Genomic DNA, 12,957 nt, shown 5'->3' on the forward strand with positions numbered 1-12,957 from the left:
GTGATTTGGCCGCCGGTAATCAGGAAGTGGCAAACCTGCAGTGGGATATGCCGAAGCCAAAATCTGACCGTGACCTGGGTATCGTCAGTCAGAAACGATGGTGGGAATCATGAAACTGCTATATGCAACGGGCATCACCCTGGCAGCGGTGCTGGTGATTTCCGGCTGTCAGGCGAAAACCAAAGAGCCGCCGATCCAGGTGGTGTACCGTTTTGACGATCACCGCTATCTGGAGCTGAAAGGCTGGGACTGCGAAGGTGAACTCTGGTACACCGATACGCAGCGCGGTATTCACACTGAGCCGGTCAGCCAGTTCTATCGTATTTTTACCCGAAAATTTGTCCATCCGTCTGAAAAATATATTGCTATTACCGGGTGGGGTGCTGATGGGTTCATTGTATCAAAGGACTACGGCCAAACCTGGCATCCAGTTAGATTTGCACCTGGGCATAATGAACCTAATGGTGATGATTATGCACCTTATGAAGATGTTCTCTCCTTCACAGTGGTCAATGACCAGGGTTTTTTGCAGACGAAACACCGGCTGTATATGTCCTCAAAGCCGTTTGATGACCCGCGCATTCTGCCGGGAGGAGCGGGAATTCATTATGAACTTGAGGACGGGGTAACAGGCAATATTAAGCCAGGCTCTGCCGGTTGGGCCTGGGGCATGGTCTACATGACTAAGCAGGGACTCAAAGATACGGTTCAGGAACTTCAAACCAGTTGGAAAGACCAGCCCGACCAAATTCCAGAAGTAAAGGGTTACACCGGCTGGGACCATATGCAGTGCAATATGGATGCGGGGCGCTGATATGAATCTGAAATATGTAACGGGCATCAGCTTAGCAGCGGTGCTGGTAGTTGTCCGTTTCGGGAATATCATATGTTTCAAGCCAGCCTGGTTTGCGATAATCATTTTTATATTCATAAAAACTTTCATGGCATCCTAAAACCCTCAGAGCTTATGCGGGGCTTTGTTTTTTGCTACACTGCAACGGTTTTTAGCTGACTCGTGAATGATTATGTTGAGCTTTGAAGGTAAAGAGATAGAGACCGATAACGACGGCTATCTGAAAGAGAGCAGCCAGTGGAGCGAAGGTCTGGCAGAGGTCATTGCGGCGCAGGAGTCGATTACCCTCTCGCCTGAGCATTGGGAAGTGGTGCGCTTCGTGCGTGATTTCTATCTGGAATTTAACACCTCGCCGGCGATCCGTATGCTGGTCAAGGCGATGGCCAATAAGTTTGGCGAAGAGAAAGGCAACAGTCGCTACCTCTACCGCCTCTTTCCGAAAGGCCCGGCCAAGCAGGCCACTAAGATTGCTGGCCTGCCAAAACCGGTGAAGTGTATTTAGTAGCGGATACCAAAGTTGGTCCACTCCCTGGTGGGCTGATGCGGCTCGGTTAAGACGTTGTCGACCCGGGCGCTGCGCGGCCCCCCTGCTTTCAGCCACTCAATCAGCTCGGCTAACTTCTCTTCGTCACCGCAGGCAAGAACTTCGACGCTGCCGTCATCCATGTTGCGGGCGTAGCCGGTCAAACCAAGGCGATGTGCCTCACGCTGGGTGCTATAGCGAAACCCAACCCCCTGAACGCTGCCGTGAACCCAGCATTTTATGCAGGAGGAGGCTTTTACATGAGTTCTGTTCTCTTCTGTCATAGCAATACTCCTTCTTTGATTCACTAAGGGTAGTGCATGCCGCCGCCGCTTATCAGACTTTTCCCTACATACCGCTTCGCTTTGCTGTACCAGACTAAACGTATTAACTCTCATTGCCTGTCTGTCTTGCCAGTACCTTGATGGTACTGGCTTTTTTTTACCTACCGATTGCTGAATTGCTTTTCCTGCTCTAACCCAGGAAAATGGCGGCCATTTTCTTCATAAAGACAATCAAATTTATTATGAGCGTACGTTTAGTGTTAGCCAAAGGGCGCGAGAAGTCTCTGCTGCGCCGTCATCCCTGGGTCTTCTCTGGTGCGGTTGCCCGCATGGAGGGCAAAGCCAGCCTCGGTGAAACCGTTGATATCGTTGACCATCAGGGAAAATGGTTAGCTCGCGGCGCGTACTCCCCTGCCTCGCAGATCCGCGCCCGCGTCTGGACGTTCGATAAAAACGAAAGCGTAGATATCGCCTTCTTTAGCCGCCGCCTGGCACAGGCCCAGCAGTGGCGCGACTGGCTGGCAAAGCGCGATGGCCTCGACAGCTATCGCCTGATCGCCGGTGAGTCTGACGGCCTGCCCGGCGTAACTATCGATCGCTTCGGCAACTTCCTGGTGCTGCAGCTGCTGAGCGCTGGCGCAGAGTATCAGCGCCCAGCGCTGGTGGCAGCCCTGCAGGAGCGCTACCCCGAGTGCGCAATTTACGATCGCAGCGACGTGGCGGTGCGTAAAAAAGAGGGCATGGAGCTGACTCAGGGCCCGGTAAGCGGTGAGCTGCCGCCGCCGCTGCTGCCGATTGAAGAGAACGGCATGAAGCTGCTGGTGGATATCCAGGCCGGACACAAGACCGGTTACTACCTCGACCAGCGCGACAGTCGCCTGGCGACCCGCCGCTACGTTAACGATAAGCGCGTGCTGAACTGCTTCTCCTACACCGGTGGCTTTGCCGTCTCCGCGCTGATGGGCGGCTGCGCTCAGGTCGTGAGCGTCGATACCTCCCAGGAAGCGCTGGACGTGGCGAAGCAGAACGTAGAGCTGAACCAGCTCGATCTGAGCAAAGCGGAGTTTGTACGCGATGACGTCTTCAAGCTGCTGCGTAAGTATCGTGATAACGGCGAGAAGTTTGACGTGATTGTGATGGATCCGCCGAAGTTCGTGGAGAATAAAAGCCAGCTGATGGGCGCCTGCCGTGGCTATAAGGATATCAATATGCTGGCGATCCAGCTGCTGAATCCCGGCGGCGTGCTGCTGACCTTCTCCTGCTCTGGCCTGATGACCACCGATTTATTTCAGAAAATCATCGCTGATGCCGCAATAGATGCGGGTCGTGATGTACAATTTATAGAGCAGTTCCGTCAGGCCGCCGATCACCCGGTGATCGCTCCCTACCCAGAAGGACTGTATCTTAAAGGGTTTGCCTGTCGCGTCATGTAGCTTGAATTCTGGAACCTTATCCCCATATTGGGGATAAGTACTGTTTCCTGGAGGTGACTATGATTGCCAGCAAATACGGCATTGGCCAGCAGGTGCGCCACTCTCTGCTGGGATTTTTGGGTGTGGTAGTGGATATCGACCCGGAATACTCCCTTGATGAACCCTCAGCTGACGAGCTGGCCGTTAACCCGGATCTGCGCGTCGCGCCGTGGTATCACGTCGTGATGGAAGATGATGATGGACAGCCAGTGCACACCTACCTGGCCGAAGCTCAGCTTAGCAGCGAAGTGCAGGAGGAACATCCGGAACAGCCCTCTATGGATGAGCTGGCACGCTCTATCCGCAAACAGCTCCAGGCCCCCCGGCTGCGTAACTGATAAGACCCCGCCAGAGCGGGGTCTGTTTTTTTAACGGCCTGCCGTTAACGACTGAGGCCCAGGCGTGGGATCTCAATGGCCGGGCAGCGATCCATCACCACGTTTAGCCCCGCATCACGCGCCAGCACCGCAGCCTGCTCGTTGATGACGCCCAGCTGTAGCCACAGCGTTTGCGCCCCGATAGCGATAGCCTCCTGTGCTACCCCCCAGGCCGCCTCCGACTGCCGAAACACGTCAACCATATCGACCTTCTCAGGAATTTCAGCCAGCGTCGCGTAACCCTGCTGACCCAGCAGCGTCTTCCCCGCCACCTTCGGCGACACCGGGATCACGTGATAACCCTGATCGAGCAGGTATTTCATTACCCGGTAGCTGGGACGATCGGGCTTGTCGCTTGCGCCCACCAGCGCAATGGTGTGGGTTGATTTCAGAATGCCAGCAATATCGGTCTCTTTCATAATCATCTCCAGGCTTTTTTCTCAAGTGTATGTCAAACCGGGACGGTCGACCATCTATCCCATACCTCTGCATGAGGGTAATAGAAGGCATAACTCTATATGTTACTAAGCATACTTTTTGACACGTTCAGACACGCTTTTAACCCCTCAAAACAGCGGAGATTTTATGAGAGCCGGCTTTGCCACCGCACTGATTGTCTGCTTAATGCCGGTTACCGCTTTCGCAACGACCCTGCGCCTGGCAACGGAGATCGATCTGCTGATCCTCGACGGTAAAAAGGTCTCCAGCTCGCTATTGCGCGGTGCGGGGAGTATTGAGCTGGAGAACGGTCCGCACCAGCTGGTATTTCGTGTAGAGAAAAGCATTCGTATGAGCAACCGCGAGCAGCGAATGTGGATCTCCCCGCCGCTGATCGTCAGCTTCAACACCCGTTCCATTAATCTTGTTAACGTGACGCTGCCTCGGCTGGAGACGCAGCGAGAGTCAGAGATGTTTGACGCCTCACCGCAGATTTCGCTGCTCGATGGTCACGCGGTCGCTATCCCTGCGAGGATAGATATTCTGCCGGTCACGGAGACGTCGGAAGGGATCGACTATGAGCGGGATACCGAACGCTATAACAAGCAGGGACACCACGCCTCGCTACCCCAGTTCGCCACGCAAATGGCGGATGACAGAACGTTGCTCTCCAGCGTCTCGGAGCTGGACGTGCCGCCGTCACAGGATCTGACCGAGCAGCGGCTGAAGTACTGGTATCAGCAGGCCGATACGCAAACCCGCAGCCGCTTTATGGAGTGGGTAAAACAGCAGCCCCCCTCCTGACAGTGCGTTAAATCACATTCCCTTTTCCCACCGCGCTTTTTTTACGCCTTTCTCTTGCAGCATCAAACGCTTCCAGTAATCTGTAGCAAATTCAATAATGGAAACGGATTATGGAACTAACGACACGTACGCTTCCGGCGCGGAAACATATTGCGCTGGTGGCTCACGATCACTGCAAGACGATGCTGATGAACTGGGTAGAACGCCACCATGCGCTGCTGGCCCAGCACGAGCTGTATGCCACCGGCACAACGGGTAACCTGATCCAGCGCGCAACCGGCCTGCCGGTCAACGCCATGCTGAGCGGGCCGATGGGCGGCGATCAGCAGGTGGGTGCGTTAATCTCTGAGAGTAAAATCGACGTGCTGATCTTCTTCTGGGATCCGCTCAACGCCGTGCCGCACGATCCGGACGTAAAGGCCCTGCTGCGCCTGGCTACGGTGTGGAATATTCCGGTGGCGACCAACGTCTCTACCGCGGACTTTATCATTGAGTCGGCACACTTCGGCGAAAGCTTTGATATACAAATCCCGGACTATCAGCGCTACCTTGCCGATCGCCTCAAATAATCTGTCGCCGGGTGGCGCTTACGCTTACCCGGCCTACAGAACGTAATGCTATGGTTTGCGCACTACCGTTACGCCTAACTCTTTTAAATCTTCCACAAACGGCGACGGCGCGTCTTTACTGAACAGCAGCCAAACGCGCTTGCGGGCGCGGGTCAGGGCCACGTAGAGCAGACGACGCTCCTCGGCGTCCGGGAAATCCTCCGGCGCGGGCAGCAGCGCCTGCTCCATAATGGACTCCCGCGCCGGGGCCGGAAAGCCCTCCTTGCCCTCCTGCAACCCAAGCACGATGACATAGTCCGCCTGCTGCCCCTTGCTGGCGTGGATCGTCATAAAATCGAGCGTCAGCTGCGGCCAGCGGGTCGCGGCCTTCTCCAGCACCGCTGGCTTGAGGTAGTGATAGCGTGCCAGCAGCAGGATCCGCTCGTCAGGCTTCGCGTAGCCGCTGAGCTTGTCGAGCAGGGCGTCAAGCCGATCCTCCACCAGCAGCGTCACGGCGTTCTTATCCCCTGCCGCCAGGCTATTGAGCGGCTTTCTGAGCTGGTGCGGGTTCTGCTGGATAAAGCGGTTGGCCACGTCGCCAATACGGTGGGTAAAGCGGTAGGTGGTATCCAGCACGCAGCTTTCGCCCTCGCCGAAGTAGTGATGAAACGCGGTGGTCAGCGAGAGCTGCGCCCCGCTAAAGCGATAGATCGCCTGCCAGTCATCACCGACGGCAAAGAGCGTGGTGTTTGAGTTCTGCTTGCGCAGCGCCGCCAGCAGCGCCGCACGCTGGGGGGAGATATCCTGGAACTCATCCACCAGAATATGCTTCCAGGGGCTGATAAAACGCCCCTTCTCGAGGATATTGATCGCCTGGTGGATCAGCCCGGAGAAGTCGACGGCGTTCTCCGCCTTGAGCGCCGTTTTCCACGCCTTGAGCAGCGGGGCCATCAGCTTAACCCGCTTTGAGAACAGGTTACGCACCTCCTCCGGCGCGCTGGCGATCATCTCCGCCTGTGCACCGCCGTGCATGCGCATCAGGCTGACCCAGCGATCGAGCCGTCCTGCAAGGCGACGTTGCAAAGCCTTATCGTCCCAGAAGTTGCCTTCGGGCACCTCCCACTCCAGCTCCTCCTCCAGCCACTGCCGCCAGCCCTTGGCCTGGGCTTTTTTCTCGCTGCACTGCTGCTGCAAGGCCTCAATAAACAGGGCCTGACGGGCGTCGGTGTCGTTCTCCAGCGCGCTGACGGTAGGCACCTTTTTGCTGCCGTGCTGAATAATGGCGAGCGCCAGGGCATGAAAGGTCTGGGCGGCAATCCCATCGGTATTTAGCCGCTCACGGATCCGATCGTCCATCTCATCAGCGGCTTTCCGGCCAAAGGCCAGAAGCAGGATCTGATCCGCTGCCGCTTCACCACGCATCAGCAGCCAGCCCGCGCGGGCGACCAGTACCGAGGTCTTGCCGCTGCCCGCCCCGGCGAGTACCAGCAGCGACTGCTCGCCGTTCACCACCGACTCCGCCTGGGCCGGGTTGAGCGGTGAGGATTCGACGCTGGCAAAAAACGGCGCGTACTGCACCAGCATCTTGCGGGTGTACTCCCGGTTATGCGCTGCCCGGCTAGCCTCCACGTCCACCAGCCAGCCCTGACACTGCTGCCACGCCTCGCGGCAGTTATCGAACTCGTCGAGACGGGCCAGCGGCAATGGCAGCGCCGCAAAGGCGTTACGGATCCGATCCTGCAGGCCCGTAGTCTGCTGCCGGGTGAGCCACCGGCTGGCCTTCATGCCGCTGGAGAGGGTCTCCACCGTCTCCTGCAATACGCCCGCAGCGACCTCGCTCATCTGGCTGCTCCATGCCTGCCAGTGGGCGTTGAGATGCTGGTAGAACTGCTGGGTCTGCGCCCACTCGGTGCCATGCAGGCGCACAACTTTGTCATCGTCCAGCACGAACTCCAGCTCGCCCCAGACCAGCCCGCGTTTGCAGACAATCGCCAAAAGTTGATTATAGGGAATAAGATACTCATGGCGATCGCCGGAAACCTTTATGCCTGCGTGGAGCATGATCGCCCGGTCATAGGGGTGCTGGGCCAGACGTTTTCCGAGTGAAGTCGCTTTCAGTTCCATGATGTGCCGTTTCTCTGGTCATAACGTTGCCGTCAGTGTACCCGCCAGAGAATTCACGCTCCAGCGTAAAAAGACGTTACACTTAGCGAGCCTTTCTCGTTTGGCAGATAACTCCGAGGATTTATGCGTACTGTACTGAATATTCTTAACTTCTTCCTGGGCGGCTTCGCCACAACGCTGGCCTGGATCCTGGCAACGGTGATGAGCATCGTCTTTATCTTTACCCTGCCGCTGACCCGCTCATGCTGGGAGATTACCAAACTGTCGCTGGTGCCTTACGGCAACGAGGCAGTACACGTTGATGAACTTGATCCGTCGCGCCGTAACGTATTGTTGAACACCGGCGGCACGCTGCTAAACATTTTCTGGCTGGTGCTCTTCGGCTGGTGGCTGTGCGTAATGCATATCCTTGCCGGCATCACCCAATGCCTGACCATCATCGGCATTCCGGTGGGCATTGCTAACTTTAAAATCGCCGCCATTGCCCTGTGGCCGGTTGGACGGCGGGTCGTATCGGTTGAGACGGCGCAGGCCGCCCGTGAAGCTAACGCCCGGGCCCGTTTTTAATCAGGAAGGACGCGTAACTCATGTTAAGCCCTCTGCTTCGCCGTTACACATGGAACAGTGCCTGGCTCTATAACGTTAGGATTTTTATCGCCCTGAGCGGTACGGTTGCCCTGCCCTGGTGGCTGGGCGAGGTGAAGCTCACGATCCCGCTGACCCTGGGCGTGGTGGCCGCCGCGCTGGCCGATCTTGATGACCGGCTAACCGGGCGGCTGCGCAATCTGGTCATCACCCTCATCTCGTTCTTTATTGCCTCGGCCTCGGTGGAGCTGCTCTTTCCCTGGCCGTGGCTGTTTGCCCTTGGGCTTATCGTCTCTACCTGCGGGTTTATTCTGCTGGGAGGTCTCGGGCAGCGCTATGCCACCATCGCCTTTGGCGCGCTGCTGATCGCTATCTACACCATGCTGGGGATCTCGCTCTTCGACCAGTGGTATCAGCAGCCGCTGCTGCTGCTGGCAGGGGCGGTGTGGTTCAGCCTGCTGACGCTGGTAGGGCATCTGGTGTTTCCGGTGCGCCCTCTCCAGGACAACCTCTCACGCTGCTATGCGCAGCTGGCGAACTATCTGGAGCAGAAATCACGCCTTTTCGATCCGGATTATGATGATGAGAGCGAGAGCGAAGCCCCGCTCTACGATCTGGCCCAGGCCAATGGCCAGCTGGTGACGACGCTAAACCAGACCAAGGCCTCGCTGCTGACGAGGCTGCGGGGAGATCGCGGCCAGCGCGGCACCCGGCGCACGCTGCACTACTATTTCGTCGCCCAGGATATCCACGAGCGCGCCAGCTCGTCGCATATTCAATACCACGCCCTGCGCGAGCGCTTTCGTCATAGCGCCCTGATGTTTCGCTTTCAGCGGATGCTCTCTATGCAGGCCCAGGCCTGCGCCCGGCTCTCACGGGCTATTCTGCTGCGCGTGCCCTATCAGCACGACCCGCAGTTTGAGCGTGCCTTTACCCATCTTGACGCGGCGCTTGAGCACGCCCGCGCCCAGGGCATCTCTATTGACTCCATTGAGGCGCTGAGCTTTGTGCGCGATAACCTGCGGGCTATCGACGCCCAGCTGGCGACCATCGAATCCGAGCAGGCGCTGATGCAGCAGCCGCAAAGCACCGAGAATGAACTTGCCGATGACAGCCTGACCGGCCTGGACGATATCTGGCAGCGTCTGAAGCGCAACCTGACGCCAGAATCCGCCCTGTTTCGCCATGCGGTGAGAATGTCGATGGTGCTCTGCCTGGGCTACGCCTTTATTCAGCTCACCGGTCTACAGCACGGCTACTGGATCCTGCTGACTAGCCTGTTTGTCTGCCAGCCAAACTATAACGCGACCCGGCACCGGCTGACGCTGCGTATTATCGGCACGCTGGTCGGGGTGGCGGTGGGGCTGCCTATCCTGCTGTTTGTCCCTTCGCTGGAGGGACAGCTGGTGCTGATTGTCATTGCCGGGGTGCTCTTTTTCGCCTTCCGCAATGTGCAGTACGCCCACGCCACGATGTTCATCACCCTGCTGGTGCTGCTCTGCTTCAACCTGCTCGGTGAGGGCTTTGAGGTGGCCATCCCGCGTATTATCGATACGCTGATCGGCTGCGCCATCGCCTGGGCGGCGGTGAGCTTTATCTGGCCTGACTGGCGCTTTCGTAACCTCCCGCGGGTGCTGGAGCGGGCCCTCAACGCCAACTGTCGCTATCTGGATGCCATTCTGGAGCAGTATCACCAGGGACGCGATAACCGTCTGGCATATCGTATTGCCCGGCGCTACGCCCACAATGGCGATGCAGAGCTGGCATCGGTCGTATCAAATATGTCCACCGAGCCGGACGCCACGCCGGCGATGCGCGACGTCGCTTTCCGCCTGCTCTGCCTGAACCACACCTTTACCAGCTATATCTCCACGCTGGGGGCACACCGCGAGCAGCTCCAGCAGCCGGAAATTTTGCAGCTGCTGGATGATGCCGTCTGCTATGTCGATGATGCCCTGCACCATCAGCCTGCCGATGAAGTGCGGGTTGGACAGCAGCTTGCAGCGCTCTCAGAGCGTATTCGCCAGCTTGAACCCGATCCAAACAGCAAGGCCCCGCTGGTTCTGCAGCAGATTGGCCTGCTGATAGGGCTGCTGCCGGAGATCTGCCAGCTGCAACATCACGTTCCCCGCTGATTCACGCTGCTCTCTGCCTGCAGCTCTTTGAACCAGAGGGTCAGCTCCCGGCGCGTATCTGCCGGGAGCGCCGCCTCATGCAGGCCAGCGATAGCCCCTTCCAGCGCAAACAGCACCCTGATGCTCAACAGCGGGCTGCGCTCCTTTAACCTCAGCCAGCACGCCTTCGCGCCCAGCAGCTTCAGGCTGTGTTCATCCTTAACGCCCGCCTCCCACAGCAGCGTCTCCAGCTGAAAAGTGAGGTTGGGCAGATCCCTGAGCCGCTTTTGCGCGTATCTCGCGACCTTCTCGCGCCGCGCTGCCGCCAGGGAGTAGTTACCCAGCGTCAGCAGCGTTTCACGATCCTGCCACAGGCGATCATCGACCCGATAGTAGTTCAGCAGCACCGGCCTGCCCCGTTTCACAAAGGTGAGGAAAGGGGCCTGGGTGTTGACACAGTAGGAGGCGCTCTCTTCACAGGCACGCAGGTAGAGCGCCCCTTCGGCAACCATTGCAAAGACGGTATCCTCTATGGCGAGGCTGTAACCACCAAAGAGTGCGCGATGGTGAATATGCCCCAGCGGCGAAAGATATTCCCGAGATTGATAGATCCTTTGATACGATACGTTTTTCATACTTATTCCTTTAAAATCAAGGCGTAAAATATCTTCTATTTAGTAAGCCATCCGTTAAAAAGGAACATAGGCAAGTTGCCCGGCATCAGCAAGATGATTTTTCTTCTCACCGCACGATCGGGTCATATTTGCGAGACGCTTTCAGAAAATGAGGTTGATCTTTAAACGCTCTGGGGGTACTGTATAGATATACAGTAACCCTCAGGGCTGGAATGACTATGTACACTTCAGGCTATGCTAATCGCTCATCTCAATACGCTTCTTTCGCAGGCAACCGCGCACAGGTTAATACGCCTGCTGCGGCCACTGGCCTTATCAGTGAGGTGGTCTACCGTGAAGACCAGCCGATGATGACGCAGCTGCTGCTGCTTCCTTTGTTACAGCAGCTTAGCCAGCAGTCCCGCTGGCAGCTCTGGCTGACGCCGCAGCAGAAGTTGAGCCGGGCATGGGTGCAGTCCGCCGGTCTGCCCCTAAGCAAACTGATGCACATCAGCCAGCTCTCACCGGATAGTACGCTGGACTCCATGATCAAAGCATTACAGACGGGGAACTACAGCGTGGTGATCGGCTGGCATGCGCAGGAGCTGTCAGAAGAAGAGCATCGCCGCCTCGTTGATGCGGCCCAGGAAGGGAATGCAATGGGTTTTATTATGCGACCGGTTCGTTTCGATCCTCAGGCTTCAGGACAGCCATCCGGCTTAAAAATTCACTCGAATTTGTTTCATTAAGTAAATTTAAGATAATTCCTGGGATCTATTTTGCGCCGATTCCAGGCTATTGGTCATTAAGCTAAATTCTCTCGCGAAGCCTGTCTGGCGCGGTAACTGCGATATTTCGATGGCGAATTTATCGTCATAAATGTTAAATATTGTGTCTACAACTCTTTTTTTTTCATATGCCTGACGGAGTTCACACTTGTAAGTTTCCAACTACGTTGTAGACTTTACATCGCCAGGGGTGCTCGGCATAAGCCGAAGATATCGGTAGAGTTAATATTGAGCAATGCCCCCGGTGAAGGATTTAACCGTGTTTTCTCTGGCGAGAATTTCATGGCGATTTTTGGATGATAACGAGGCGCAAAAATGAAAAAGACAGCTATCGCGATTGCAGTGGCACTGGCTGGCTTCGCTACCGTAGCGCAGGCCGCTCCGAAAGATAATACCTGGTACACTGGTGCTAAACTGGGCTGGTCCCAGTACCACGACAACGGCTTCATTCCTAATGATGGCCCGACTCGTGAAGACCAGCTGGGCGCTGGCGCATACGGCGGCTATCAGGTTAACCCGTACGTTGGTTTCGAACTGGGCTATGACTGGTTAGGTCGTGAGCCGTACAAAGGCGACACCGTAAACGGTGCTTTCAAATCTCAGGGCGTTCAGCTGACCGCTAAACTGGGCTACCCAATCACTGACGACGTTGATATCTACACCCGCCTGGGTGGTATGGTATGGCGTGCTGATGCTAAAGCTCAGGTCGTGGGCGGGGATTCCCGTAAAGAACACGATACCGGTGTTTCCCCAGTATTCGCTGGTGGTGTAGAGTGGGCAATGACCCGTGACATCGCTACCCGTCTGGAATACCAGTGGGTTAACAACATTGGCGATGCTAAAACTCTGGGTACCCGTCAGGACAACGGTATGCTGAGCGTAGGTGTTTCCTACCGCTTCGGCCAGCAGGAAGACGTAGCTCCGGTTGTTGCACCGGCTCCGGCTCCGGCTCCGCAGGTTTCTACCAAGCACTTCACTCTGAAGTCTGACGTACTGTTCAACTTCAACAAAGCGACGCTGAAACCAGAAGGCCAGCAGGCTCTGGATCAGATGTACAGCCAGCTGAGCAACCTGGATCCGAAAGACGGTTCCGTTGTTGTTCTGGGCTTCACCGACCGTATCGGTTCTGACGCCTACAACCAGGGTCTGTCCGAGAAACGTGCTCAGTCTGTTGTTGACTACCTGATCTCTAAAGGTATCCCGTCCAACAAGATCTCCGCACGTGGTATGGGCGAGTCTAACCCGGTTACCGGCAACACCTGTGACAACGTGAAAGCTCGCGCTGCACTGATCGACTGCCTGGCACCGGATCGTCGCGTAGAGATCGAAGTTAAAGGTATCAAAGACGTTGTAACTCAGCCGCAGGCTTAAGTTCACGTTGACTAGTCCTGGAATAGGTTGACACTTTTCAGGCCTGTAACGCCCGGTGAACT

14 protein-coding genes are annotated in these 12,957 nt (G+C 56.6%); 10 read left to right on the plus strand and 4 right to left on the minus strand.

Annotation, left to right across the window (positions count from 1 at the left end; translation table 11 throughout):
- Window positions 1-109: 109 nt before the first annotated feature.
- Window positions 110-814 (plus strand): hypothetical protein, encoded by a 705-nt coding sequence (locus RTP97_RS20320; protein WP_312416850.1) that lies wholly within the window; start codon window positions 110-112, stop codon window positions 812-814.
- A 211-nt stretch (window positions 815-1,025) separates the two neighbouring features.
- On the plus strand, window positions 1,026-1,355 hold the full coding sequence (gene tusE / locus RTP97_RS20325; RefSeq protein ID WP_042392631.1) for a sulfurtransferase TusE: 330 nt from the start codon (window positions 1,026-1,028) through the stop codon (window positions 1,353-1,355).
- Here tusE and yccX read toward each other — a convergent pair.
- Window positions 1,352-1,660 (minus strand): acylphosphatase, encoded by a 309-nt coding sequence (gene yccX / locus RTP97_RS20330; protein WP_312416855.1) that lies wholly within the window; start codon window positions 1,658-1,660, stop codon window positions 1,352-1,354. The two genes, tusE and yccX, sit on opposite strands and share 4 nt — an antisense overlap.
- Window positions 1,661-1,902: 242 nt before the next feature.
- Between yccX and rlmI the strand changes: the two genes are divergently transcribed.
- Together rlmI and hspQ are read left to right on the plus strand one after the other, a co-directional pair.
- Window positions 1,903-3,093 (plus strand): 23S rRNA (cytosine(1962)-C(5))-methyltransferase RlmI, encoded by a 1,191-nt coding sequence (gene rlmI / locus RTP97_RS20335; protein WP_312416858.1) that lies wholly within the window; start codon window positions 1,903-1,905, stop codon window positions 3,091-3,093.
- A 59-nt stretch (window positions 3,094-3,152) separates the two neighbouring features.
- Entirely contained in the window at window positions 3,153-3,470 is a 318-nt protein-coding gene (hspQ, locus tag RTP97_RS20340) for a heat shock protein HspQ (RefSeq protein ID WP_312210478.1), read from the plus strand.
- A 44-nt stretch (window positions 3,471-3,514) separates the two neighbouring features.
- Here hspQ and RTP97_RS20345 read toward each other — a convergent pair whose 3' ends face one another.
- Window positions 3,515-3,928: a CoA-binding protein gene (locus tag RTP97_RS20345; RefSeq protein ID WP_312210476.1), complete on the minus strand. Its 414-nt coding sequence runs from the start codon at window positions 3,926-3,928 to the stop codon at window positions 3,515-3,517.
- 166 nt (window positions 3,929-4,094) lie between these two features.
- On the opposite strand from RTP97_RS20345, the gene csgI reads away from it, so the two are divergent.
- Together csgI and mgsA are read left to right on the plus strand one after the other, a co-directional pair.
- Window positions 4,095-4,751, plus strand: a complete 657-nt coding sequence (gene csgI, locus RTP97_RS20350; protein ID WP_312416862.1) for a curli synthesis inhibitor — start codon at window positions 4,095-4,097, stop codon at window positions 4,749-4,751.
- 110 nt (window positions 4,752-4,861) lie between these two features.
- A complete protein-coding gene (mgsA, locus tag RTP97_RS20355; protein ID WP_042392495.1) occupies window positions 4,862-5,320 on the plus strand; it encodes a methylglyoxal synthase in 459 nt (152 codons plus the stop codon).
- Between the two features lie 48 nt (window positions 5,321-5,368).
- Here mgsA and helD read toward each other — a convergent pair whose 3' ends face one another.
- Window positions 5,369-7,423 carry a DNA helicase IV gene (helD, locus tag RTP97_RS20360; RefSeq protein WP_312416865.1) on the minus strand — a complete coding sequence of 685 codons (2,055 nt, stop codon included), beginning with the start codon at window positions 7,421-7,423 and terminating at the stop codon, window positions 5,369-5,371.
- A gap of 123 nt (window positions 7,424-7,546) precedes the next feature.
- Between helD and RTP97_RS20365 the strand changes: the two genes are divergently transcribed.
- On the plus strand, window positions 7,547-7,990 hold the full coding sequence (locus RTP97_RS20365) for a YccF domain-containing protein (RefSeq protein WP_312210470.1): 444 nt from the start codon (window positions 7,547-7,549) through the stop codon (window positions 7,988-7,990).
- 20 nt (window positions 7,991-8,010) lie between these two features.
- Window positions 8,011-10,143: a YccS family putative transporter gene (gene yccS / locus RTP97_RS20370; protein WP_312416867.1), complete on the plus strand. Its 2,133-nt coding sequence runs from the start codon at window positions 8,011-8,013 to the stop codon at window positions 10,141-10,143.
- Here yccS and RTP97_RS20375 read toward each other — a convergent pair.
- A complete protein-coding gene (locus RTP97_RS20375) occupies window positions 10,128-10,757 on the minus strand; it encodes a TfoX/Sxy family DNA transformation protein (protein WP_312416869.1) in 630 nt (209 codons plus the stop codon). The genes yccS and RTP97_RS20375 overlap by 16 nt on opposite strands.
- 218 nt (window positions 10,758-10,975) lie before the next feature.
- On the opposite strand from RTP97_RS20375, the gene sulA reads away from it, so the two are divergent.
- Together sulA and ompA are read left to right on the plus strand one after the other, a co-directional pair.
- On the plus strand, window positions 10,976-11,485 hold the full coding sequence (gene sulA, locus RTP97_RS20380) for an SOS-induced cell division inhibitor SulA (protein WP_312416871.1): 510 nt from the start codon (window positions 10,976-10,978) through the stop codon (window positions 11,483-11,485).
- A gap of 354 nt (window positions 11,486-11,839) precedes the next feature.
- Window positions 11,840-12,895 (plus strand): porin OmpA, encoded by a 1,056-nt coding sequence (ompA, locus tag RTP97_RS20385; protein ID WP_312416873.1) that lies wholly within the window; start codon window positions 11,840-11,842, stop codon window positions 12,893-12,895.
- Window positions 12,896-12,957 lie beyond the last annotated feature (62 nt).

The organism is Pseudescherichia sp. (assembly GCF_031998825.1).
GTDB lineage: Bacteria > Pseudomonadota > Gammaproteobacteria > Enterobacterales > Enterobacteriaceae > Pseudescherichia.

Bases quoted from the DNA above. Each gene is read 5' to 3' on its own strand.
- RTP97_RS20320 (WP_312416850.1), top strand. From the start codon at position 110: ATGAAACTGCTATATGCAACGGGCATCACCCTGGCAGCGGTGCTGGTG.
- tusE (WP_042392631.1), top strand. From the start codon at position 1,026: ATGTTGAGCTTTGAAGGTAAAGAGATAGAGACCGATAACGACGGCTAT.
- yccX (WP_312416855.1), bottom strand. From the start codon at position 1,660: ATGACAGAAGAGAACAGAACTCATGTAAAAGCCTCCTCCTGCATAAAA.
- rlmI (WP_312416858.1), top strand. From the start codon at position 1,903: ATGAGCGTACGTTTAGTGTTAGCCAAAGGGCGCGAGAAGTCTCTGCTG.
- hspQ (WP_312210478.1), top strand. From the start codon at position 3,153: ATGATTGCCAGCAAATACGGCATTGGCCAGCAGGTGCGCCACTCTCTG.
- RTP97_RS20345 (WP_312210476.1), bottom strand. From the start codon at position 3,928: ATGAAAGAGACCGATATTGCTGGCATTCTGAAATCAACCCACACCATT.
- csgI (WP_312416862.1), top strand. From the start codon at position 4,095: ATGAGAGCCGGCTTTGCCACCGCACTGATTGTCTGCTTAATGCCGGTT.
- mgsA (WP_042392495.1), top strand. From the start codon at position 4,862: ATGGAACTAACGACACGTACGCTTCCGGCGCGGAAACATATTGCGCTG.
- helD (WP_312416865.1), bottom strand. From the start codon at position 7,423: ATGGAACTGAAAGCGACTTCACTCGGAAAACGTCTGGCCCAGCACCCC.
- RTP97_RS20365 (WP_312210470.1), top strand. From the start codon at position 7,547: ATGCGTACTGTACTGAATATTCTTAACTTCTTCCTGGGCGGCTTCGCC.
- yccS (WP_312416867.1), top strand. From the start codon at position 8,011: ATGTTAAGCCCTCTGCTTCGCCGTTACACATGGAACAGTGCCTGGCTC.
- RTP97_RS20375 (WP_312416869.1), bottom strand. From the start codon at position 10,757: ATGAAAAACGTATCGTATCAAAGGATCTATCAATCTCGGGAATATCTT.
- sulA (WP_312416871.1), top strand. From the start codon at position 10,976: ATGTACACTTCAGGCTATGCTAATCGCTCATCTCAATACGCTTCTTTC.
- ompA (WP_312416873.1), top strand. From the start codon at position 11,840: ATGAAAAAGACAGCTATCGCGATTGCAGTGGCACTGGCTGGCTTCGCT.